The organism is Ruegeria sp. MALMAid1280 (genome assembly GCF_049195285.1).
In the GTDB taxonomy this organism is placed as follows: Bacteria; Pseudomonadota; Alphaproteobacteria; order Rhodobacterales; family Rhodobacteraceae; genus Ruegeria.
This window is the reverse complement of sequence record NZ_JBMIRT010000049.1, coordinates 331,781-354,606: the sequence shown is the minus strand read 5'-3', so window position 1 is coordinate 354,606 and position 22,826 is coordinate 331,781. Positions and strand designations below refer to the sequence as shown.

Sequence of the window (22,826 nt, the reverse complement as noted above, 5' to 3'; positions counted from 1 at the left end):
ACTCCCGCCGGAGGCATGGCCCGGAACGGGCCGTTTCCATCACTTCAGGTAAGGTTCGGGATCAACCGACTCAAACCCTTTCCGTACCTCGAAATGGACATAGGAGTTATCCCCGCCCCGCAAGGAAGCGATCTGCTGACCACGGCGCACGCGGTCGCCTTTTTTGACACTGGCTTTGTCGACATTCGCATAAACGGTAAGGAGGTCGCTGTTGTGCTTGATCACGATGATCGGCACCTGATCGGCATCTGCGGTGATCGCCGCGACGGTCCCGGCCTCGGCCGCCTTTACGGCAGAGCCAGGTGCTCCGGCAATATCGATTCCTTCGTTCTTACCCTTGTCATAGGTACGGATGATCGTCCCGGTGACCGGTAGCCCAAGGGCCGAGTTGCTCTGGCTGGTCGGCGCTTCTGCGGTCACGTCAGGCGCAGGTACGGCAGCGGCGATTTGCTCGTCCGGCAGAGGTTGCGTCGCGCTTGGTGGAGTCGGCGTCGGCGACCCCTGCCCCGGCTGCGTCACATTCGTGGCTGGCACAGCGGCCTGTTGCGGCGCAGGCTGGTTCTTGATCGGGATCAGCAGGAACTGATCTTCCCGCACGGTAAAGTCCGAATCCAACCCGTTCCACTCGGCCAGAGCGTTGACCGGAACATCGTACAGGCGCGAGATCGTAAAGGCCGTCTCACCCCGTTTGACCTTGTGACGGATCGGCTCAGGCCCCGATGCCGCAGGCGGCGTCGGCGCAGGCGCCGCAGCGGGTTGCGCGGGTTCCAGCGTCGATGTCCGAACCGAGCCGTCCGCCGGCGCCTCATCAATGGCCGTCCCGGCAATGGTGGCGATATCCACGGTACTGGCGGCTGCAACCGTCCGCGGCAATGCGATTACTTCGCCATCGCGCAGTTGGTCGTCGGGTTGCAACCCGTTGAACCTCGCCAACTCACCCGCGGGCAAGCCGATACGCCCGGCCAAGTCATTGACCGTATCCCCACGGCGTGCGACGGCCACTTGATAATTCGGGTAGGTAATCACCCCCCGCGCGTCCGGGGTCGGACGGTTGGTGGTCGCGGATTGCGCGGCATCTGCGGTCGTAAAACCGCCTACATTGCCCCGCAGATCATAGTCGAACGGACCTTCGCATCCGGCGAGGAACGCCACGGCTGCCACCCCTGTCGCACAGCGGAGCATCGCTGATTTGGAAACTGCTCTCATCTTACTGTCCTCAACACCTGCCCCTGTTCTCCGGGGTTCCCGTGCATATTGCAGAATATCTAGTTACGCCCCGTCCCTGCCAAGCCCCTCCAATAAGGGCACGAAACGAACGGGCAACAATTCGTCATAGTCCAGACCGGTTTCAGTACGCCGGACCCGGATCAGGGTCTGAACCGCATCCGACTGTCCCACCGGCAACACCATGATACCGCCGATTTTAAGCTGCGCCAAGAGCGGCCCGGGCGGGTCTTCTGCCGCAGCAGTCACAATAATTCGATCAAACGGGGCCTGTTCGGACAAACCGAAGGACCCGTCCGACAGCATCGCGGTGACATTGGTCAGCCCCAACTCGCGAAACAGCGCCCCGGTTTCGCGCACCAGACGCTTGTGGCGTTCCACCGTATAGACCCGGCGCGCCAGCTTTGACAGGATCGCCGCCTGATAGCCCGAGCCGGTTCCGACCTCGAGCACCGTATCCCGCGGAGTGACCTCGAGCGCCTGCGTCATCAACCCCACGACCGACGGCTGGCTGATCGTCTGTCCGCAGGCAATCGGCAGAGGCGTATCCTCATAGGCGCGTTCGGCAAACAGGCCTTTGACGAACCGGCCCCGGTCGACCTGCTCCATCGCCGCCAGCACGCGCGCATCCGTTACGCCCCGCGACCGCAGGGCGAACAGGAACTGCATTTTTGTTTCGGGATCCAGTCCGGTCATTCGATTGTCTTCAGTGCCTCAAGCGCATCATGCGCTGTCAGATCGGCCCGCATCGGCGTGACCGAGATATAGCCGGCCAGATTGACCGCCGCATCCGTGCCCGGCGCAGTCGGGTTGTGTTGATAGCCACCCTTGATCCACAGGAACCGCCGCCCCGAGGGCGAGCTGTGCGGTTCCACCGAGAAATGGGTATCGCGGCGATAGCCCTGCGGAGCGACCCGCGTGCCCAGCACCTCATCTGCGGGCACCGGGGGAAAATTCACGTTGTAAAACAGACGGTAATCGCCCTGCTCTACCGGGGTGGCATCAAGGATTTTCCGCACCAGATCGGCGCCGAAACGGCTTGCGGCCTCGAACGGGTCGTCCAGCCCCAGATTGCGCGGGCCGAAATACTGCGACAATGCAATCGCCGGGATGCCTTGCAGTGCTGCCTCCATCGCGCCGCCCACGGTGCCGGAATAGAGTGTATTTTCGGCCGAGTTGTTGCCCCGGTTCACCCCCGACAAAACCAGATCGGGCCGCGCATCCTTCATCACGTCATGCAGCCCGGCCAACACGCAGTCGGCAGGAGAGCCCTCGGCGGCAAAGCGACGCTCGCCCAGCTTGGAGACCATCATCGGGTGGGTATAGCTGATGCAATGGCCGACACCCGACTGTTCAAAGGCGGGGGCGACGACCCACACCTCTCCATCCGGTCCGGCCAGATCGGCCGCGATTGCATCCAGGGCGATCAGACCCGGCGCGTTGATGCCGTCGTCATTGGTCAAAAGAATACGCATATGCCCCATCCACCGCTGCGTTTTGACCTTGATAGACCCGCCCCCGCGCGGCGGCAAGCAAAGCGAACCCGCAATCTGCGGCATTCGCGCACCACTTGGGCCAAAACTGTGACTTCAGACCCTAATCCGGGAAAACAAAGCACCGATCCCGGCGCACGGTCAGCCACATGACCCGCCCCGGATTGGGCACAAAGACATTCGGGACGGTCGCCTTCAGGACCGAGCCGTCATGGTCCATCCGAAACTCCACCAGGCTTTCATTGCCGAGAAACCGCGCCCGCTCGACCACGCCACGGGCAGCGACACCGTCGGTTACCGTGGGCAATGGTCCCTTGCCGTTGCGATCGAAATCCAACCGGACGTGCTGAGGCCGAAAAACAATCTCGACATCCGTGCCATCGGGGACCCCCGGCGCCAGGAACTGACCAAATGGAGTTTTCGTCAGCGCGCCCTCAACTCTGCCGCGCAACACGTTGACATCGCTAAAGAATGCCACTGCAGCCTTGTCGACCGGGCGAGTATAAACATTGTACGGCGCGCCTTGCTGCACGATCTTGCCGCGCCGCATCAGGGCGATTTCATCCGCCATGCGCATCGCCTCTTCGGGCTCGTGCGTTACCAGCACGACGGCGGCATCTTCTTCCTTGAGGATCGCCAGAGTCTCATCGCGGATACCGTCGCGCAACCGGTTATCGAGGCCCGAGAACGGCTCATCCATCAGCATGATACGCGGGCGCGGTGCCAGCGCGCGCGCCAGCGCCACACGTTGCTGCTCGCCCCCCGACAGGTGGTGCGGAAACTTGTCGATGAAATGGATCAGATCAACCTTGCGCAGCAGTTCTTCGACGCGGGTGCGTTTTTCCTCTTTGTGACCCTTCAGGCCAAAAGCCACGTTGTCGGCGACATTCAGATGCGGGAACAGGGCAAAGTCCTGAAACATCAGGCCGATCTCGCGGCGCTCGGGCGGCACGCGGAACACCGTGTCGCAGATCAGCTTGCCGTCGACATAGATCTCGCCCGACTCCTGCATCTCGACCCCGGCGATCATGCGCAGCGTGGTCGACTTGCCGCAGCCCGACGGCCCCAGCAGACAGGTCACCTTTCCCGCTTCGACCGTCAGTGAGACATTGTCCACAACAACCCGCCCCTCGTACCGGGCGATCAGATTGCGGATTTCCAGACGAGGAGGAGTTGCGTCAACTGTCACCGATGGACCCCATTGCCTTTTCCCGATCAAATTCATCGGGCTTCAGGCGGGGATAGCAACCCCGCCCATCAGGCGCAAGGGATCAGCAGCACCCGCCCGAAGTGGCCTCGCCGTTCGCTTCGAACGGGCTTTCGCCGCCGCAGCCTTCGAAGATGCCGTAATGGGTCGAGAAATCGCCGATGAAGTCGAAATGCCGGGCAAACCGCGTGTTTTTCAGCATCATCCAGGTGTTGCCGCAGACCGGAAAGACTTTGCCAGCCTGAATCGCGTGGTGGTCGTCCAGTTCGAACAGATGCGGCGCGTTGGGAATGGTGCCTTTGTAAATCACCGCCTGGCCATAATCCTCACAGGCCGGTTCCAGTTTGGAAAGCTTGAACAGCCGATACGTGGCCGAGAGGAATTTCAGCGGCGCCACACGCTCCTCCAACACCGGGTTTTCGATGGTCAGCGGACGGTGTGTGACGCGGCGCGGATCGCCGAAGCCCGCCTTGCGCGAGATCGACAGGAAATCGTTCCAATAGAGCGCACCTGACAGGCACTCGCCATACAGCACCTCGTCTTCTGCCATCGCCCGCGGAATACGGCGGTCGGCGTAGACGTCCGAGAAAAACATCTCACCGCCCTCCTTCAAAAGACGATGCGCGCCGCGCAGAACGGCCTCTTTATCGGTGGCCAGATTGATCACGCAGTTCGAAACGATGATGTCGAAGGACCCGGGCTCAAGGTCCAGTTCGTCCAGCTTTTCGATATAGCCGTGATGGAATTCCACATTGCTGGCCGAATGACCAAACGCCTGTGCGTGATAGTCCTGATGCGCGCGGGCGACGTCCAGCTGCTCGGACGTCATGTCCACGCCGACGACGCTGCCCTTTTCGCCCACCATCGCAGACAGAGCATAGACGTCGCGCCCCGCACCGCAGCCCAGATCGAGGATGCTCATCCCCTCCAGATCCAGCGGCGCGATCAGGCCGCAGCCATAGTAACGGGTCAGCACATCGTCATGAATTTTCGAGAGAATCTTTTTGACATGATCCGGCATGTCGTCAGGTGTGCAGCAGGCGTTAGTTTGCAAATCCGCGCTGCCCTGCAGGACCTCTCCATAATAGTTCTGCACCGATTCATGCTTCATCGCGGCTATCCTTTTTCTCAGTGGATGCACCGCAGCTAATGCAGCGCAGGCCCCGGTGCAATCCGGGCATGTCAGATTTGACCAAAGCGTTACAATACCGGGCTACTCCAGCAGATCGAAATCAACGCCTGCGCGCACCCGCCCGTTCACCTGAATTTCAAGCCGATGCGCACCGGGGACCAGTTTGAACGTGGTCGCATTGCCCTTCAGCTTGTGTTTCTTGTTCAGCTTCAGCGCGCCATCCTGCAGAGCGGCCTGTTTCAGCTTATGAACCTTGGTTGAGGTTTTACCCCCAGGCCTTTGAAAGTGAATGATATAGTCCACCAATACCGGCTGATCCCCGGCCCCGTTCAAGGTCACTTCGAATTCCAGCGCCTCACCGATCCGGGCGTCTCCGTTGATCTGCACGTCCGTGGTGACCCTGGCATCGGGATCATAGCCCAGCATCTTCATGGCGCCCGGGTGGCCAGACTTCACCAACCCCCGCAAGGTATGTGAGGTCATCCAGCGCAGCTCGTCCTGCCTCTGCTGCCCAGCCGAGGCCCACACCTGCAGCCGATCCAGCACCAGTTCGGGATTCTTCTTGGTAATGTCATTCAGATGGTTCGCCACCGACCGCGTGACATAGCGCGTTGGGTCGCCATGCAACTTGTCCAGCAAGGGCAGCGGGTCGGTCATCTTGAGCCCCACCGCCTGCCCCCACGGCAGCCGTGGCCGCGTGCCTTCGCTGACCAGACGGCGCACGTGGTAACTGTCGTGCCCGCACCAGAGCTCCATCCGCGCCATCACATGATCCGGATGCTGGTTAAGAAAGGGACGGATGGCCCATTCCATCGAAAACCGCTGGGTCAGGTTTTCCAACACATCCAGCGCCAGATCGGGATGGTCCAGCCCGACATTGACCACCCAATCGCCCAGAGGCGCAAAGATGAAATCGCCGAAATCGTCATCTGTCTTGCTGGGGTCCAGCGGGGGTGGCAAAGCGCTCAGCAGGGTCGGCGCGATGTCTGGAAGGTCACCGGGCACAGCCCGCTGCAGACATTCGGCGATCCAGGCCATGCGTTCCTTCAGCTCAAGGTCCAACAGACGGGACATCACCTGCCCTACGAATGCCTCAGCATCAAAGGTTGGGTCAGCCCCGGCAAAAAGCCCCGCCAGATAGCGGGTCTTTTCGGCGTTAAACAGCTGGTCTTTCAAGGAAAAGCTTTCGGCCATGGTCACATCGTCAAATTGGTCGCGCCACCGTCCAGCAGGATGTTCTGACCCACGATGAAGCCAGCATGCTGCGAACACAAGAACGCACAGGTTGCACCAAATTCCTGCCGCAACCCATAGCGCCGCGCCGGAATTGTCGCGGCACGCTGCGCGCGCGCCTCATCAATAGATACCCCTTGTTGGGTTGCGACACCGCCATCCAGCGAATCCGCGCGGTCGGTGGCATGAATACCCGGCAGCAGGTTGTTGATCGTCACGCCATGCGGTGCCACTTGCCGCGAGGTTCCAGCCACATATCCGGTCAGCCCGGTGCGGGCCGCATTCGACAGACCCAACACCGCGATTGGCGCACGTACGGATTGCGAGGTGATGTTCACCACCCGTCCCCAGCCCCTGTCCATCATCCCCGGAATCAACGCTTTCATGAAGGCAATCGGCGTCAGCATATTGGCGTGCAGCGCCTTGATGAAATCGTCACGCTCCCAGTCGGACCACATTCCCGGAGGTGGGCCACCGGCATTTGTCACAAGGATATCCACGCCCTGCGCTGCCTCGATCACCTGCGCCTGCCCGCCGGCCGAGGTCACATCACAGGTCACCGTCCGCACATCCACACCGTGCTCGGATCGCAAGCGGGCGGCTTCGGCCTCCAACGCCTCGGCGCCGCGGGCGTTCATTACCAGATCGACACCCGCCGCGGCCAAAGCCTCGGCACAGCCCAACCCCAACCCTTTGCTACTGGCGCAGACCAGAGCGCGCTTTCCGCGAATTCCCAAATCCATTCTGATCCTCCCTGTCCTCGCCACACATCTAGCACCGGCCCGGCAAGGAAGACCAGAATCAGGCTGCGTCAGTAAAAGAATTCTTCCCGCACGATCTTGCCATCGGCGACGTGATAAACGCCCACCTCGCGCATATCAAAGCTCTCGCCGCTTTCCTTCACCTTGCCCTGAACCTCGAAGATCACGGCAAAACGGTCGTCGCCATGCAGGTACGGGTCGCTGACCGTTGCGCTCGAAACTTCATGCGCGCCTTCCCACCATTCATGCTTGCCCCGGATCGCGTCGCGGCCCTGCACTTCCTGGCCCATACCCGAATAATCCACCGCCTCGACTGAGACAGCATCCGACGCATAAAGCTTATCCAGATTTTCCTTCGCCCGATCCTCGCGGCAGCCTGCGACCAGTTCGTCGGCAATCTCTTTCAAATTCATTGGTCCACTCCACTATTTGTTCACTATATGTTCTTATTGCCATAGACGTACGATTCGAACCACCCCCTTTGTCTTGCCTCGGCGGGTTTCCCCGCCTATACGCGCGCTTATGCTTGATACCTCGAACCAACCCGCATTGCCGCCCGAGATTGCGCGGCGCAGAACATTCGCCATCATCTCGCACCCCGATGCGGGCAAGACGACGCTGACGGAAAAGTTCCTGTTGTACGGGGGCGCGATTCAGATGGCCGGTCAGGTGCGCGCCAAGGGTGAGGCGCGGCGCACGCGGTCAGACTTCATGCAGATGGAGAAGGATCGGGGCATCTCCGTTAGTGCCTCGGCAATGTCGTTTGATTACGGCGACTTCCGGTTCAACCTGGTGGACACGCCCGGTCACAGCGATTTCTCGGAGGATACCTATCGCACGCTGACCGCCGTTGACGCCGCCGTCATGGTGATCGACGGCGCGAAAGGTGTGGAAAGCCAGACGCAGAAACTGTTCGAGGTCTGCCGCCTGCGCGATCTGCCGATCCTGACCTTCTGTAACAAGATGGACCGTGAAAGCCGCGATACGTTCGAGATCATCGACGAAATTCAGGAGATGCTGGCCATCGACGTCACGCCCGCCGCATGGCCGATTGGCGTGGGCCGGGATTTCATCGGCTGCTATGACATGCTGCGCGACCGGCTTGAGCTGATGGACCGCGCCGACCGCAACAAGGTAGCCGAAAGCATCGAAATCAACGGCTTGGACGATCCCAAGCTGGCAGAACACGTCCCCGAACATCTGCTGGACAAGCTTCTGGAAGAGGTTGAGATGGCGCGCGAGCTGTTGCCTGCCCTCGACCCGCAGGCGGTGCTTGAGGGGCACATGACCCCGATCTGGTTCGGCTCGGCGATAAATTCCTTCGGTGTCAAGGAATTGATGGAAGGCATCGGTGCATACGGCCCTCAGCCGCAGGTCCAGTCCGCTGAACCCCGACAAATTGCGCCAAATGAAAAGAAGGTTGCCGGGTTTGTCTTCAAGGTGCAGGCGAATATGGACCCCAAGCACCGCGACCGGGTGGCGTTTGTCCGTATGGCCTCGGGCCATTTCAAACGCGGCATGAAGCTGACCCATGTGCGGTCGAAAAAGCCGATGGCGATCTCGAACCCAGTGCTGTTCCTTGCCTCCGACCGCGAACTGGCCGAAGAGGCCTGGGCCGGAGACATCATCGGCATCCCCAACCACGGCCAGCTGCGCATCGGTGATACCCTGACCGAGGGCGAGGCGCTGCGCGTGACCGGCATCCCATCGTTCGCGCCGGAACTGCTGCAAACTGTTCGCGCGGCAGATCCGTTGAAAGCCAAGCACCTTGAAAAGGCTCTGATGCAATTTGCCGAGGAAGGCGCGGCCAAGGTGTTCAAACCTTCGATTGGTTCGGGCTTTATCGTCGGCGTCGTCGGCGCGCTGCAATTCGAAGTGCTCGCCAGTCGGATCGAGATGGAATACGGCCTGCCTGTGCGGTTCGAGGCGTCTCAGTTCACCTCGGCCCGCTGGGTCAGCGGCGACAAGGCCGAGGTCGAGAAATTCGTCAACGCCAACAAGCAGCACATTGCCCATGACCATGACGGCGACATCGTTTACCTGACCCGCCTGCAATGGGACATTGACCGGGTCGTCCGCGACTATCCTGCGCTGAACCTGACGGCGACCAAGGAAATGATGGTTTGATCCGGGTCTTGTAGTTTGGGCAGCGTTCACTAGGGTTCCGAGCATGGCGGACTTAGATCAAGAAAACTATCCCGGCGGCTTCTATTCGGTGATGCGCCATCTGGAACGCAAAGAGGTTCCTTATCGCGATCCACATCGAGTTTTGCCGCCGCTGGACGTTGATCTGAGTGGGCTTGCCAAAACGCCCGCGGAAAAACCTGACTCGGACGCGAGCTTTGAACACCGGCAGGACGCGCGCAGGAAGTACCACGCGCTTCAACAGGAATTTGCTGGCCAGTCGAAGCTGCATCTTTTTCACGCCATGTGCATCGCATTGCTGCGCCGACACCCGTCACCGGAAGATGCACGAGCGCTGTTTCTGCGGATGTGGCGGGAAAAGGGTTCCGACCTTGCGCGTGAGCTACCAGTACGCTGGCTTATTTCCTCGGCAACCACTTTCGCAGACCACGGCGAAACTTTGGATCAACGTCTGGGGGGTCAGGGTCTTTACATGCTGTTCGACCTGATCAAACTGCATGATAGTGAACGCCGGGTCTCTCTTCGCCCGAATGATCAAGCCTTTAAGATGCAGGGTGAGAAACACCATGACGTTCCCATGGCTTTCGGAATGGCAGGGTATTCGCTGAGAAACGGCGATCTGGATCGAAACCTCTTGGCACGCCTTTGGCGTCATGCAGAAAACGACGCGGTGCTGCGTCCGCTAGGGTATCGGATGCTGAAACTGGTGATGTATGACCCGCGCAGTATTTTCGGGCGAATCCAACAGTATAAAACCCGGCAATCTCTTCTGGATCATTTTGACAACTGACGCACTGTCTGGGGCTTTGTTTCAACTTTTCGATGCCCTGTCCGGATATCCAACCCTGATGTGGTGGCATGAACGAATTGCACAGCTACATCGAAACCGAAAGCGGCTTGGGTAGTCTGCGCTATTTCATTGACGAGTTCATCGGCGCTGATCCCAGCGTACGCGCCCGCATCAAACAACAGGATCTGATCCGGCACCGACCGCTGGGACTGGACGAAAAACTCGGGAAACATTTTCCCGGAAGTGCCTGAATTGTTGCGAATAATCCGCACCCCCTGATGACGAAAAACCCTAAAGGGGTCTTCATTTGACCCCGACCAACGTTTTTGTTATGTCCCCCCTCAAGTCGAAATTACGCAATGACGCGTATGGCCATCCGGGCCCGGCAAACCTCTGACGCGCGGGCCAGGTCTAGTGTCCGCATGAACCGGACATACATGACAAAATTTAACGAACTGAACCTGAACCCGAAGGTCCTCAAAGCCATTGAGGAAGCCGGATACGAAACCCCCACCCCGATCCAGGCCGGTGCGATTCCGCCTGCGCTTGAGGGCAAGGATGTTCTGGGCATCGCGCAGACCGGCACCGGCAAGACCGCCAGCTTTACCCTGCCGATGATCACGCTGCTGGCCCGTGGCCGCGCCCGTGCGCGGATGCCGCGTTCACTGGTCTTGTGCCCGACACGGGAACTGGCCGCGCAGGTGGCCGAAAACTTCGACACATACGCCAAAAATGTGAAACTGACCAAAGCGCTGTTGATCGGCGGCGTCAGCTTCAAGGAACAGGACGCCCTGATTGACCGTGGCGTTGACGTGCTGATCGCCACTCCGGGCCGTCTGCTGGACCACTTCGAACGCGGAAAGTTGCTGCTGACCGGTGTTCAGATCATGGTGGTGGATGAGGCCGACCGGATGCTGGATATGGGCTTTATCCCTGATATCGAACGCATCTTCTCGCTGACGCCGTTCACCCGCCAGACCCTGTTCTTCTCGGCCACCATGGCGTCCGAGATCGAACGGATCACTGACACGTTCCTGTCCGCCCCCGCCCGGATCGAGGTTGCCCGTCAGGCCACTGCATCCGAGACCATCGAACAGGGCGTGGTCATGTTTAAAGCCGGCCGCCGCGACCGCGAGGCCAGCGCCAAGCGCAAAGTTCTGCGCGCGCTGATCGATGCCGAGGGTGAAAAGTGCACCAACGCGATTATCTTCTGCAACCGCAAGACGGATGTGGATATCTGCGCGAAATCGTTGAAGAAATACGGCTACAACGCCGCCGCGATCCATGGCGATCTGGACCAGTCGCAGCGGATGAAAACGCTGGACGGGTTCCGTGATGGCTCGCTGCGGCTGCTGGTCGCCTCGGATGTGGCCGCGCGTGGGTTGGACATTCCGTCGGTCAGCCATGTTTTCAACTTCGACGTCCCCGGCCATGCCGAGGATTACGTCCACCGCATCGGCCGCACCGGCCGCGCCGGGCGCGAGGGCAAGGCAATCACGATTTGCTCGGGCCGTGACGAAAAGGCTCTGGATGCAATTGAGAAGCTGATCCAGAAGGACATCCCGCGGCTCGACACCCCCTTGCAGGAAGAGCCGAAGGACGAGGCCCCCAAGCGCGAGAAAAAGGCAAAGCCGTCGGACGACAAAAAGACCGACAAAAAGATCGACAAAAGGTCCGACCGCAAAAAGGACAAAGAACCGCGCGGCCGTGGTCGTCGCGATGACAGTGGCCCCGCCGTTGTGGGCATGGGCGATCACCTGCCCAGCTTCATCGCGCTGAGCTTTGACGAGCGCCGCGCTGGCTAGTCGCGTTTGATTGCATAGAACCGGTTCTCGCTGCCTCTCGCCTGACGGCTCGAACGCAAAAAACCGGTGCTTCTGCGACCTTGAAATCAAACACGACCTAAATTGCCAGCACCAGCGCCAGAATAGAAACACCAAGCAACGTCATCCCGGCGATCTCGCGCCGGGTGATGGTTTCACGAAAAAACAAGAGTGATGCGAACAGGCTGAGCAGCAGCTCGACTTGCCCGAGCGCCTTGACATAAGCCGCGTTCTGCAGCGTGAAGGCCAGAAACCAGCAGAACGAGCCGCACAGGCTGGTCAGGCCGACAAACACGCTGGTTCGGCGGGTCTGCCACACGGCAACCAACTCGGCGCGGTCGCGCCACAGCAGCCAGATCCCCATGCTGAGGAACTGAAACGTCACCACCACGGCCAGCGTCACCAGCGCGCGGAACCAAGCGTCGATATCGCCCAGCTCCAGCGATGCACCGCGATAACTGACCGAGGAAAACGCAAACAAAACCCCCGACCCCAGCCCAAGCCGCGAGGCACGGTTGGTCAGATGCTTCCACCACGCTCCGTCGCCTCCGGGTGATTTCGAAAGCAACAGCACCGCCAGCAGACCAAGGAAAATTGCCACCAACGCCCCGGCCGAGACGCGATCACCCAGCACCAGGAACCCGACAATGGCGGTCTGGATCACCTCGGTCTTCTTGAAGGTTATACCGACGGCAAAGTTGCGTTGCTTGAACAGGGCCACCACACAGATGGTGGCCAAAATCTGCGCCGTTCCTCCGATGACGGCGAACAGAAAGAACTTAGCTGTCAGAGGCGGCAGGCTGAACCCGGTCACCTGCAGCGCCACAAACAGCCCCAGCAGCGCCAGCGGCAGGGAATAGGCGAACCGGGCAAAGGTCGCGCCTGCCGCGGTCAGCTTGACGGTGCTGAGCGATTTTTGCAGCATGAACCGCACGGTCTGGAAGGACGCGGCGGCGATGGTGACGGGAATCCACAAACTCATGGCGCCCCTTGTGTCGTGAAATCAACCCTTTGGCCAGAGAGGATGCGCCACCGGGTCTTTTGCCCGCAGGAAATACGCGCGGAAAATCTGCGCGTAAGAGCGATAGATATAGGCCTCATTCCGGGTCTGATACAGCTCTTTTCCATCCTGGTACAGCGCGGGCAACCGATACCACGGCGCGCCGGGGCTCATGTGATGAACGACGTGCAGGTTGTTGTTCAGAAACAGAAAAGCCAGCGGGCCGCGATCTTCGATGATCACCGTGCGAGCACCAGAGTTTTCATGCGCGCGGTGTTCCAGAAAGGTGCGAATTTTGACCAGCCCCAACCCGAGATAGACCGACAGCACATAGGCCCAGATCGGCATATGGGATTGGGCCACAATCCACAGCACCGCCACAACTCCGGGCAGATGCAGCGCCCAGGCCTGCAGAACATCCCGCCCACCGCGTAACTCGTTGCGCATGAAAGCGATTTGCCCGAGGGCCGGGCCCAAGACGATCCGTCCCAGCAACGTATTGTTCACACTCAGCAACCGCCGTTGCCAACCGGGCAAGGTGCCCCACACCTGCGGGTCCAGATAGTTGGATTCGGGGTCGTCATACGGATCGGTCAGCGTCTCATCCCGGTGATGCGCCAGATGCAGGTCGCGGAACCGCTGATACGGGATGAACAGGGTCAACGGCAGCGCCATCAGCGCCTCGTTCCGCCACCTGGTGCGGAACGGATGACCATGGAGCGCCTCATGCGTGAGTGAAGAATGCAGTGCGGCCACAACCGCCATCGCCGGAACCGCCAACCACAGCGGCAGCAGGAACGCCACCGCCAGCCACGCGCCGTAACACGCAGCGATCAGGGCCAAAGTGCCCCACTCTGGCGCCGCAGACCTAGACATTGCGGCCCCACGAGATACCCGCCCAGATACGTTCGTAAATCACATACATGGTCAGGCCGATGGCCGTATTCACAATCGCCAGCGTGCCGCCAATCGCAGCCGACCCGGTGGCTAGCAGTCCCACCAGCGTCATCACGATCAGTCCCATCACATTCCACAGCACCGCCTTCACGACTGATCTTCGTCGTGTCTCCATTCCGTCACCCATATTATTGTTATGTCTTTAAAATTACGGGTCCCGGGTTTAGTTGAAAATTCTGAATATGATTAACAAAACTCATCATCTGTGATATTTACAAACAAATGCAGGATAAAATCGACAAACGAGACCGCGCAGCACAGTTCCGGCTGCGACTCGCCCGCGCCATGGAAGAGCGTCACGTCAGCCAGAGCGCGCTGGCGCGGCATATCGGCGTGGACCGCTCGACCGTTTCGCAGCTGTTGACGGATGAGGGCGCGCGGTTGCCAAATGCGCATGTGGTGGGCAGTTGCGCCTCGGCCCTTGGGGTGTCGGCGGATTGGCTGTTGACCCTGTCCAACCGGCCGGAAAGCGCGGCGGAACTGCTGGCCAGTTCCTTGACCGTGACCGAAGCCCCTCGTGCCCTGGTAGATGAGCGTATTTTCGAATGGCACCAAGAGGCCGCGGGTTATAAAATCCGTTATGTTCCAGCAACTTTGCCCGACATGTTGAAAACCCGCGCCGTGCTGGAATGGGAATACGCGCCGCATCTGGGCCGGACTGCAGATCAGGCGATCGGCGCCTCGGAGGACCGGCTGACATGGATGCGCAGCGCCCAGTCGGACTATGAAATTGCCATGCCGCTGTATGAAATCGACAGTTTCGCCCAGGCCTCGGGTTATTACGAAGGGCTTTGCCCCAAAATCCGGCTGGAACAAATCGACCACCTGCTTGAAATCTGCGAACAGCTCTATCCGCGCCTGCGGATCTATCTGTTCGATGCAAAACGGCTCTATTCGGCCCCGGTGACGATTTTCGGTCCGCTTCTGTGTGTCTTCTACGCCGGCAGCCACTATATGGCCTTTCGCGACCGCGACCGGATCGAGACATTTGCCCGCCATTTCGACCGTTTGGTGCGCGAAGCTGACCTGACCGCGCGCGACTTTCCCGACCATCTCAGACGGTTGCGTGCGGCAATTTCCGGCCCACCCCAGGGTTGAGGATGCGCCGACGCCTTTCTTGTGCTATCGTCATTCGGCGCGAACCTTCGGGTATTCCGATCACAGACGGGAGGACGATAGGAATGGACGCAATTCAAACTGCTCAATACGCTCGAGCGCTCTATACCGCCCATGGCGATCAGGCCGAGGCGGAAGCTGCCAAGAAGATGCGCGAATGCGAAGCCGCCGGGAATATGCAGCAGGCGCAGGACTGGCAGGCGGTCCGCCAGACCATCCGCCAGATCCGTGGGCCAAACCAGGGCTGATACGGTCTAGATTTTCGGGTCAGGATTCACCGTATGGCCGTCCACGGCAATCACCTGACCCGACACAAGCCGCGCCGCATCCGAGGCAAGGAAAACGGCCATATTGGCAATATCCTTCCCTTCGACGAACCGCCCCATCGAGGTACCAGCCGCATAGCCGTCATAGACCTGATCGCGGGTCATGCCCTTGGCCGTCGCTTCGCGGGCCAGCACGCCCTCCATCCGCGGGCCTTCGACCGCGCCGGGGCAGATGACGTTGCAACGCGCACCGTGTGAACCAAGCTCCATCGCCAGCGTCTTGCCCAGCCCGATCACCCCCCATTTCGCCGCCGCATAGGGTGCGCGGTTCGGATAGCCGAACTGCCCGGCGGTCGAGGACGTGATCACCACTGACCCGCTGCCTTGCCGCTTGAATATCGGCGCGGCGTATTTCGCACACAGGAATGCGCCTTCAAGGTTAACCGAAAGACAGAACCGCCAATCCTCCAGCGTCACGTCCTCGACCAGAGCGGTTGGCCCTGCGACACCAGCATTGGCGCAGAGCGTGTCCAAACCACCCCATGCGGCCTCGATCTCTGCGAACAATGCGGCCACGGCAGATTCATCCGCTACGTTCACTTCAGACCGGTTCCAATGCGCCGGACATCCGTCCAAGGCTGCTTGGTCCACATCTGCGACCCACACCTGCGCTCCAGACGCATCGAAGGCGTCGGCCATGGCCCGACCGACGCCCGAAGCACCGGCCGTAATCAGAACGCGCCCGCTCATGCCGGTTTACGAATCGCTGCACCGGCGCCTTCCGGATATGGCAAACCGGCCTGCGCTTCGGCGATACGGGCCATTGCGGCCTCAATTTCGACCGAGGGTGCACTGGGGCGACGGGTTTCAAGGCTGACATGCAGCAAAAAGCTTTCGCCCGTGGCGATCAGCTTGTCGCCCTCGTACATGCTGTGGAAGACATGCAGTTTCTTGCCCTGCCCCAGCAGCATCTGCGTGCGAACCTCGATCCTGGCGCCAGCGTGGACTTCGTCGATGTAGCGGATGTGGTTCTCGGCGGTGAAATAGCTGCCACCCGAGGCGATATAATCCGCGTCACAGCCGATGATCTCCATGAACCGGTCGGTCGCGTCGGCAAAGGCCTCAAGGTAGCGCGCCTCGTTCATGTGGCCGTTATAGTCGGCCCAATCCAGCGGCACCGCGCGGGATACTGTCAGGATCGGCTGGCTCAGATCCGCCTGCTCCATCGTGGGCAGCGCACCGGGTTTCAACAAGGCGTCATGCTGGTTCAGCACCGCACCCGCACCCCAGTTCTGCGCCTTCAGGGCCCGCATCATGCCAACAAGGTTGTTGTCACGGATACGTTCCAATTCGCGGATCGAATGCATCCCCGATTGCGCATCCGACTGATCGGCAATCATGTCGACCAACTCATCAGTGAACTCGGGCACATCCATCAGCTTGGTCCAGGGCCATTTCAACGCGGGCCCGAACTGCGCCATGAAATGCCGCATCCCGGCCTCACCACCCGCCACGCGGTAGGTTTCGAACAGACCCATCTGCGCCCAGCGGATGCCGAACCCCATGCGGATCGCCTCGTCGATCTCTTCGGTGGTGGCGATGCCGTCCTTGACCAGCCACAGCGCCTCGCGCCAGACGGCTTCGAGAAAGCGGTCGGCGATATGCGCGTCGATTTCCTTTTTGACGTGCAGCGGAAAGAAACCGACCGATTTCAGCAGCTCCTGCGCGCGTTCAACCATCTCAGGCGGGTTCTTTTCTGTCGGCACCAACTCGATCAGCGGCAACAGATAGACCGGGTTGAAAGGGTGCGTCACCACGATCTGTTCGGGACGCAACGCGCCCTCCTGCAACTCAGACGGTTTGAATCCGCTGGTCGAAGACCCGATGATCGCCTGCGGGTCACACGCCTCTTGCAACCCCTTGTAGACCTTGAGTTTCAGGTCCAACCGCTCTGGCACGCTTTCCTGAATCCACGCGACACCCTGCACCGCCTCGCCCAAGTCATCATGAAAGGTCAGCGCGCCTTCGGGTGGCAGAGGCACATTGCTCAGCCCCGGTAGCGACCGCCGGGCATTGTCCAGAACCTCACCAATCTTGCGCGCGGCCTCGGGGTCCGGATCGAACACCCGGACGTTCCACCCATTCAGCAGAAACCGCGCGGCCCAACCGCCGCCGATAACACCACCGCCAATGATAGCTGCCGTTTTCATCACTCTTCCTCCAGCCTGAAAGCCTCTTCAAGCTCACTCAGGCATCACGTCTTCATCTTTTTCCAAATACTCCGGGGGTTTGGGGGCTGGCCCCCAATCCGCCTAAGACAAGCGTCCCTAGGCAGCCACCGGCGCCCGTTTCACCAACCCCAACTTCTCACGCACTTCCTGCGGGCCAATCACCCGCGCGCCCATGTTCGACACCACGGTGCTCGCGCGTTCGACCAGTTGCCAGTTCTCGGCCAGCACGCCCTTGTCCAGCCACAGGTTGTCTTCAAGTCCAACGCGCACATTGCCGCCCGCCAGAACTGCAGCCGCCGCATAGGCCATCTGGTTGCGCCCCAGCGCAAAGGCGCTAAAGGTCCAATCGTCCGGCACGTTGTTCACCATGGCCATAAAAGTGTTCAGATCGTCCGGCGCGCCCCACGGCACCCCCATGCACAGCTGGACCAGAGCGTTGGGTTCCAGAATCCCCTCTTTCACCAACTGCCTGGCAAACCACAGATGGCCGGTGTCAAAGGCCTCAATCTCAGGCTTCACGCCCATGTCGGTCATCATCTGCCCCATCGCCCGCAATGCGCCGGGGGTGTTGGTCATGACATAATCGGCCTCGGCAAAATTCATGGTGCCGCAGTCCAGAGTGCAAATCTCGGGCAGGCACTGAGCGATATGGGCCACACGTTCCGAGGCCCCGATCATATCGGTGGCGGCCTCGTTAACCGGAAACGGGCTTTCTACACCGCCGAACACGATATCGCCGCCCATCCCTGCGGTCAGGTTCAGAACGACGTCCACGTCAGCGTCGCGAATGCGGTCCGTCACCTCGCGATACAGGTCCAGACGTCGGCTGGGCGCACCGGTCTCGGGGTCGCGCACATGGCAATGCACCACGGCCGCTCCGGCTTTGGCCGCGGCAATCGCACTGTCCGCAATCTGCTGCGGCGAGCGTGGCACGTGCGGGCTGCGATCCTGCGTCCCCCCCGAGCCCGTGACGGCGCAGGTGACAAAGACTTCGCGGTTCATTTCCAAAGGCATGACGTTCTCCCCAAGTTATACCCGGTTTTGCCCGGGTTTTCCCCAGGCTTCTCCACGGATTCCGATTTGCGTTCGGGGCCGAGTTTGACGCAGCCTTGTGCAAACACTTGCCAGAATGCGAATCGAACTTGATGAAATCCGCAAAAAACATACTGCAACCCGAACATCGCGCTCTGAAAACAGCGGTGCTTGTGCTGGACGAATGCAACACGCTCAGCTTCGCATCCGCCGTCGATCCGATGCGCGCGGCCAACCGTCTGGCGGATCGTCCGGCGTTCGATTGGGATTATGTCACCGCCACGGCAGAACCCGCGATGCTGACCAGCGCACTGCAGGTTCCGGGCATCCCCCTGGCCCGCCTGGAAAGCTGCGACCTGCTGATCGTGGTCGCAGGCTTCCAACTGGCGCGTCACGCGACCCCAAGCCTGCTGGCCGGCCTGCGCCGCATCGCGGGCACCGGCGCCACGATGGCTGGCATTGACGGGGGGCCTTGGCTGCTCGCCGAGGCCGGATTACTCGACGGCCACGCCGCCACGACCCATTGGGAAGACAAAGAAAACTTTGCCGCCCGTTTTCCTGAGGTCGACGTGCGCTCCGACCGCTATGTTGTTTCTGGAAACCGTCTGACCTCGGGCGGCGCCATGCCAGCAATCGAGATGATGTTGCATATTATTTCCGCCCGTCATGGTTCCGGATTTGCCGCCCGTGTCTCCGGGTTGTTCCTGTATGATGACGCACCCGTGCCGACAAAGCCGCAAAGCCGCACCGGCGCCCCGCATCGCCACACCGCCCTGACCGCAAAGGCAAACGCGCTGATGGAGGCATCGCTCGACGACCCCCTCCCCCTCGCCGATATCGCCGACACCCTCGGCACCAGTCCCCGTACGTTGCAGCAGCAGTTTCGACTGCGTCTGAACACCACGCCGCAGGACCACTATCTGCAACTGCGCCTGGCCGAGGCCCGCCGTCTTGTTTCAGACACCGACATACCGCTGATGGATGTGGCGCTTGCCACGGGATTCGCGTCTCAGTCCAGCTTCGCGCGCGCCTTCCGTACCGCACACGGTCTGTCGGCCCGCGACCTGAGGCAAGAGCGCGTGCAGCCCACCCATCACTGACAGGATCCGCTTCATCTGGCCCAAATTGCCTCGGGGGAGGCGGGCGCGGCGGGCGCAGAGCCCCCTAATACGGCATTGGATGCGCGCGGTGGGCCTGATCAATCTCGGCTACGACATCATCCGAAAGCCGCAGGTCGTTATCCGCCAGAATATGCTCCAACTGCGTAATGGTCGTTGCTCCGAAAATGGCAGACATCATGAACGGTCGCGTCCGGCACCAAGCCAACGCCATATGAACCGGGTCCAGCCCATGTCGTTCGGCAACCGTAAGATAGGCCCCAACAGCATCCAGAACCCGGTTTGATTTCCGTCCACCCATGCTGGGGTTCAGCGACATACGCGAGGCGTCCGGGATGGCACCTCCCTGGTATTTACCGGTCAGGTACCCGGTCCCCAGCGGCGAAAACGCCATCAACCCCACATCCTCGTGCGCGCTCAGTTCCGCCATGTCGGTATCGAAATGGCGACAAAGCAGCGAGTATTCATTCTGTACCGAGGCCACCCGTGGCGCGCCCATCTGCTCGGCAATCCGCAACCATTGCGCGGTGCCCCAAGCACTTTCGTTCGAAAGGCCAAAGGCGCGGATATTGCCCTTGTCCACTTGTGCCTGCAACGCCTCAAGGCAGTCCTGCATGTTGTCCAGAACTTCGTTGGTGTTGTGGCCCGAGGGCGCATAATTCCAGTTCTGCCGGAACATGTAACTGCCCCGGTTCGGCCAGTGAAACTGGTAGAGGTCAATGCAGTCCGTCCGCAACCTCCGCAGCGAGCCTTCGATCGCCTTGGGAATGGTCTCACCCGAAATCCACGCACCATCGCGGGCATGGGCAAACCCCGCGCCCGAATGTTTGGTCGCCAGAACATAGTCGCCCCGCCGCGATGGGTTGGCGGCGTTCCAGTTGCCCAAAATCTCTTCGGTCCGACCCACGGTTTCTTTCGAGATCGGGTTCACCGGGTACATTTCGGCGGTGTCGACGAAATTGATCCCGGCCTCCAGCGCCATGTCCAGTTGCTTATGACCATCGGCCTCGGATGTTTGCGTGCCAAACGTCATCGTGCCAAGGCACAGGTCGGTCACCCTGATTCCAGTGCGACCCAAAGGCTTCATTTCCATCCGCCACCCTCCCGATACTTAACTTAAATTCAGCGACTTAGGCCTCGGCCTTTTTCTCCCACCGACCCGATTCCTCGGACCAGTATTGCGCCGCGCAGCCCGCGCCGGTCAGGGCCTTCCACTGCCCGCGCGCGTGCTGAACGGCGTCGCCATTATTGCCGTCGAACAGGATGCAAACCCGCTCCAGCGCCGCCACTTCTTCCGGCTCCACAGCCGCACCGTCCACGACCATGATACAGGCCGGATCGTTGGCGGCCTCGGGTCCGGTGGTCAGCAAAATGGGCTGCGCCGCGTCATGCGGGCCGCCTTCGCGTCCATGGGGCAGGAAATCCTCTTCCCGCCCCAACCACAGTTTTTCATCCAGCCAGTCCATCCGTGCGGGATCAGTGCCCCGCACGGCAATCTTCCACCCGGCTTGCCGCGCCTTATCCAGCAGCACCGGCAAGGTGTACTCCAGCGGCTGACGGGTCAGGTGGTAGAAATAGACAGCGCCCATGGGGTTACTCGAAATTGTCCTGCACAAGGCGGCTGAGCGCACGGACACCCCAGCCGGTGGCCCCTTTGGGCGCATAAGAGGTCTCGGACGACACCGACGCCACGCCCGCGATATCAAGGTGAATCCACGGCGTGTCCTCTTTCACGAACCGCTGCAGGAATTGCGCCGCGGTGATCGAACCCGCCGGACGACCGCCAACGTTCTTCATGTCGGCAATGCGCGATTTCAGCTGCTTGTCATAGGCATCGCCCAGCGGCATCCGCCATGCGCCCTCATCCTCGGCCTTGGCCGAATTCAGGAAGGCATCGCAGAAGGTGTCGTTGTTCGAGAAGACCCCGGCGTTCTCATGCCCCAGACCGATGACGATCGCGCCGGTCAGCGTGGCAAGATCAATCATGCCAACAGGCTGGAACCGCTCTTGCGCGTACCACATCACGTCGCACAGAACCAAACGACCCTCGGCATCGGTGTTGATGATCTCGACTGTGTCGCCCTTCATCGACTTGACCACGTCACCCGGACGGGTCGCGTTGCCCGAGGGCATGTTCTCGACCAACCCCACAAGACCCACGACATTGGCCTTGGCCTTGCGCTTGGCCAGCGCGCGCATGGTGCCAGAAACAACGCCCGCGCCGCCCATGTCCATTGTCATGTCTTCCATGCCCGCGGACGGCTTTAGCGAGATACCACCAGTGTCGAACACAACGCCCTTGCCAACAAGGGCCAGCGGCGCGTCGTCCTTGTCGCCGCCATTCCACTGCATCACCACAACCTTCGAGGGGCTGACCGAGCCCTGCCCCACGCTCAACAACGTGCGCATCCCCAGATCTTCCAGCTTGTCCTCATCCAGAACTTCGACCTCAAGGCCCAGGTCCTTCATCTCGACCAGACGGTCGGCGAATTCGGTGGTGGTCAGAACGTTGGCCGGTTCGTTGGTCAGATCGCGGGTCATCCGTACACCATCGGCCACTGCATATTGCGGGGCAAAGGCGGCTTCGACCTCATCGGCTTTCTGGTGGCTGATGGTGACGGTTCCGACCTCGTTCGATTCCTTGGTCTTGTGCGCGTCGAAATCATAGCTGCGCAGGGCGATACCCATCGCCAGGTCTTCGGTGCGCACCTGATTGCCCGCCATCACCAGCAGGTCCTTGCCATCCGCCAGCTTGGCCAGCGCGGCACCGGCCTTGCGCGCCTCGGCCGCGTCGGGGCGGCGCGGCAGGATCAGGATATCCAGCGACTCGGCGGCCATACCGCCTGGCCATGCCAACGAGATCACCTCGCCCGCTTTGACCTTTTCGAACCGCGCGCTTTCGATCAGCCGGGCAACCGCGCCGCGGGTCAGTCGATTGGCGCGACGCACCGCGGGGCTCATCTTGCCCTCGGGCGAGACGATCACAGCCACGCGCCCTTCGGCCTGCGCCATCACGTCCACGTCAAAGGGCTGAAACCGGATCGGTACAAGACTGCTCATTGCAAACTCCTCAAAATCTGTTCCCCAAGACCTAGCCCGCCCCGGACGGCTTGACCAGATAGCAGTTTTCCCCACGCGCCAATTGCATTACAGTCTCCGAAAAATTCCGGCAGGATCGGGGGAGAACGAGTTGGCAAGACAGGGCAGGCATAAGCCGGTGTGCAAACGCGCAGGCGACGGTGACTTCGGCCCGATGATCGCCCATTTTCCCAAGGATATTGTCTGGGCGGAGGCACAT

General features: G+C 60.7%; 24 protein-coding genes. 7 read left to right on the top strand and 17 right to left on the bottom strand.

Features of this window, described 5'->3' with window-relative positions:
- Positions 1 to 39: 39 nt before the first annotated feature.
- The 8 genes from ACOQFT_RS13570 to ACOQFT_RS13535 all read right to left on the bottom strand — a co-directional run bounded on the left by ACOQFT_RS13570 (position 40) and on the right by ACOQFT_RS13535 (position 7,463).
- Entirely contained in the window at positions 40 to 1,206 is a 1,167-nt protein-coding gene (locus ACOQFT_RS13570; protein ID WP_421598431.1) for a peptidoglycan DD-metalloendopeptidase family protein, read from the bottom strand.
- Positions 1,207 to 1,269: 63 nt separating this feature from the next.
- Entirely contained in the window at positions 1,270 to 1,920 is a 651-nt protein-coding gene (locus tag ACOQFT_RS13565) for a protein-L-isoaspartate(D-aspartate) O-methyltransferase (protein ID WP_421598430.1), read from the bottom strand.
- Positions 1,917 to 2,699, bottom strand: a complete 783-nt coding sequence (surE, locus tag ACOQFT_RS13560) for a 5'/3'-nucleotidase SurE (RefSeq protein WP_421598429.1) — start codon at positions 2,697 to 2,699, stop codon at positions 1,917 to 1,919. The genes ACOQFT_RS13565 and surE overlap by 4 nt, the downstream gene beginning before the upstream one ends.
- A 121-nt stretch (positions 2,700 to 2,820) precedes the next feature.
- Positions 2,821 to 3,942 carry an ABC transporter ATP-binding protein gene (locus ACOQFT_RS13555; RefSeq protein ID WP_170443631.1) on the bottom strand — a complete coding sequence of 374 codons (1,122 nt, stop codon included), beginning with the start codon at positions 3,940 to 3,942 and terminating at the stop codon, positions 2,821 to 2,823.
- Between the two features lie 46 nt (positions 3,943 to 3,988).
- Complete coding sequence (locus tag ACOQFT_RS13550) at positions 3,989 to 5,035, bottom strand: methyltransferase domain-containing protein (protein WP_421598428.1); 1,047 nt, start codon at positions 5,033 to 5,035, stop codon at positions 3,989 to 3,991.
- A 102-nt stretch (positions 5,036 to 5,137) separates the two neighbouring features.
- Positions 5,138 to 6,250: a hypothetical protein gene (locus ACOQFT_RS13545; RefSeq protein ID WP_421598427.1), complete on the bottom strand. Its 1,113-nt coding sequence runs from the start codon at positions 6,248 to 6,250 to the stop codon at positions 5,138 to 5,140.
- Between the two features lie 2 nt (positions 6,251 to 6,252).
- Positions 6,253 to 7,032, bottom strand: coding sequence for an SDR family oxidoreductase (locus ACOQFT_RS13540; RefSeq protein WP_421598426.1), 780 nt, complete (start codon positions 7,030 to 7,032; stop codon positions 6,253 to 6,255).
- 68 nt (positions 7,033 to 7,100) lie between these two features.
- Entirely contained in the window at positions 7,101 to 7,463 is a 363-nt protein-coding gene (locus tag ACOQFT_RS13535; protein WP_170671771.1) for a nuclear transport factor 2 family protein, read from the bottom strand.
- 109 nt (positions 7,464 to 7,572) lie between these two features.
- On the opposite strand from ACOQFT_RS13535, the gene ACOQFT_RS13530 reads away from it, so the two are divergent.
- From ACOQFT_RS13530 to ACOQFT_RS13515, 4 genes are all read left to right on the top strand, one after another.
- Positions 7,573 to 9,177: a peptide chain release factor 3 gene (locus tag ACOQFT_RS13530; protein WP_421598425.1), complete on the top strand. Its 1,605-nt coding sequence runs from the start codon at positions 7,573 to 7,575 to the stop codon at positions 9,175 to 9,177.
- Positions 9,178 to 9,220: 43 nt separating this feature from the next.
- Positions 9,221 to 9,985: a hypothetical protein gene (locus ACOQFT_RS13525; protein ID WP_421598424.1), complete on the top strand. Its 765-nt coding sequence runs from the start codon at positions 9,221 to 9,223 to the stop codon at positions 9,983 to 9,985.
- Positions 9,986 to 10,053: 68 nt separating this feature from the next.
- Entirely contained in the window at positions 10,054 to 10,236 is a 183-nt protein-coding gene (locus ACOQFT_RS13520) for a hypothetical protein (RefSeq protein WP_421598423.1), read from the top strand.
- A 186-nt stretch (positions 10,237 to 10,422) separates the two neighbouring features.
- On the top strand, positions 10,423 to 11,790 hold the full coding sequence (locus ACOQFT_RS13515) for a DEAD/DEAH box helicase (protein WP_421598421.1): 1,368 nt from the start codon (positions 10,423 to 10,425) through the stop codon (positions 11,788 to 11,790).
- Between the two features lie 97 nt (positions 11,791 to 11,887).
- Here ACOQFT_RS13515 and ACOQFT_RS13510 read toward each other — a convergent pair whose 3' ends face one another.
- From ACOQFT_RS13510 to ACOQFT_RS13500, 3 genes are read right to left on the bottom strand one after another with little or no spacing between them, the layout of a single operon-like run.
- Entirely contained in the window at positions 11,888 to 12,790 is a 903-nt protein-coding gene (locus ACOQFT_RS13510) for an EamA/RhaT family transporter (protein WP_421598420.1), read from the bottom strand.
- A gap of 21 nt (positions 12,791 to 12,811) precedes the next feature.
- A complete protein-coding gene (locus tag ACOQFT_RS13505; RefSeq protein WP_421598419.1) occupies positions 12,812 to 13,684 on the bottom strand; it encodes a fatty acid desaturase in 873 nt (290 codons plus the stop codon).
- A complete protein-coding gene (locus ACOQFT_RS13500) occupies positions 13,677 to 13,880 on the bottom strand; it encodes a DUF2061 domain-containing protein (RefSeq protein WP_170443612.1) in 204 nt (67 codons plus the stop codon). The genes ACOQFT_RS13505 and ACOQFT_RS13500 overlap by 8 nt, the downstream gene beginning before the upstream one ends.
- Before the next feature lie 107 nt (positions 13,881 to 13,987).
- Here ACOQFT_RS13500 and ACOQFT_RS13495 point away from each other — a divergent pair, with 107 nt between their 5' ends.
- Together ACOQFT_RS13495 and ACOQFT_RS13490 are read left to right on the top strand one after the other, a co-directional pair.
- Positions 13,988 to 14,863, top strand: a complete 876-nt coding sequence (locus tag ACOQFT_RS13495) for a helix-turn-helix domain-containing protein (protein ID WP_421598418.1) — start codon at positions 13,988 to 13,990, stop codon at positions 14,861 to 14,863.
- Positions 14,864 to 14,946: 83 nt separating this feature from the next.
- The gene (locus tag ACOQFT_RS13490) at positions 14,947 to 15,129 is read left to right on the top strand and encodes a hypothetical protein (RefSeq protein ID WP_170325170.1); all 183 of its coding nucleotides are present in this window, start codon (positions 14,947 to 14,949) and stop codon (positions 15,127 to 15,129) included.
- Positions 15,130 to 15,135: 6 nt separating this feature from the next.
- On the opposite strand, the gene ACOQFT_RS13485 is transcribed toward ACOQFT_RS13490, so the two are convergent.
- From ACOQFT_RS13485 to ACOQFT_RS13475, 3 genes are all read right to left on the bottom strand, one after another.
- Positions 15,136 to 15,897, bottom strand: coding sequence for an SDR family oxidoreductase (locus tag ACOQFT_RS13485; RefSeq protein ID WP_421598417.1), 762 nt, complete (start codon positions 15,895 to 15,897; stop codon positions 15,136 to 15,138).
- Positions 15,894 to 17,360: a carnitine 3-dehydrogenase gene (locus ACOQFT_RS13480; protein WP_421598416.1), complete on the bottom strand. Its 1,467-nt coding sequence runs from the start codon at positions 17,358 to 17,360 to the stop codon at positions 15,894 to 15,896. Before ACOQFT_RS13480 ends, ACOQFT_RS13485 begins: the two co-directional genes overlap by 4 nt.
- A 114-nt stretch (positions 17,361 to 17,474) precedes the next feature.
- Positions 17,475 to 18,392, bottom strand: coding sequence for a 3-keto-5-aminohexanoate cleavage protein (locus ACOQFT_RS13475; protein ID WP_421598415.1), 918 nt, complete (start codon positions 18,390 to 18,392; stop codon positions 17,475 to 17,477).
- 131 nt (positions 18,393 to 18,523) lie between these two features.
- Here ACOQFT_RS13475 and ACOQFT_RS13470 point away from each other — a divergent pair, with 131 nt between their 5' ends.
- Entirely contained in the window at positions 18,524 to 19,510 is a 987-nt protein-coding gene (locus ACOQFT_RS13470) for a GlxA family transcriptional regulator (protein ID WP_421598414.1), read from the top strand.
- Positions 19,511 to 19,574: 64 nt separating this feature from the next.
- On the opposite strand, the gene ACOQFT_RS13465 is transcribed toward ACOQFT_RS13470, so the two are convergent.
- The 3 genes from ACOQFT_RS13465 to ACOQFT_RS13455 are packed head-to-tail and all read right to left on the bottom strand — an operon-like array spanning position 19,575 to position 22,588.
- Positions 19,575 to 20,621, bottom strand: a complete 1,047-nt coding sequence (locus ACOQFT_RS13465; protein ID WP_421598413.1) for an aldo/keto reductase — start codon at positions 20,619 to 20,621, stop codon at positions 19,575 to 19,577.
- A 37-nt stretch (positions 20,622 to 20,658) separates the two neighbouring features.
- Positions 20,659 to 21,117: a DNA polymerase III subunit chi gene (locus ACOQFT_RS13460; RefSeq protein ID WP_421598412.1), complete on the bottom strand. Its 459-nt coding sequence runs from the start codon at positions 21,115 to 21,117 to the stop codon at positions 20,659 to 20,661.
- Between the two features lie 4 nt (positions 21,118 to 21,121).
- A complete protein-coding gene (locus ACOQFT_RS13455) occupies positions 21,122 to 22,588 on the bottom strand; it encodes a leucyl aminopeptidase (RefSeq protein WP_421598411.1) in 1,467 nt (488 codons plus the stop codon).
- Positions 22,589 to 22,826 lie beyond the last annotated feature (238 nt).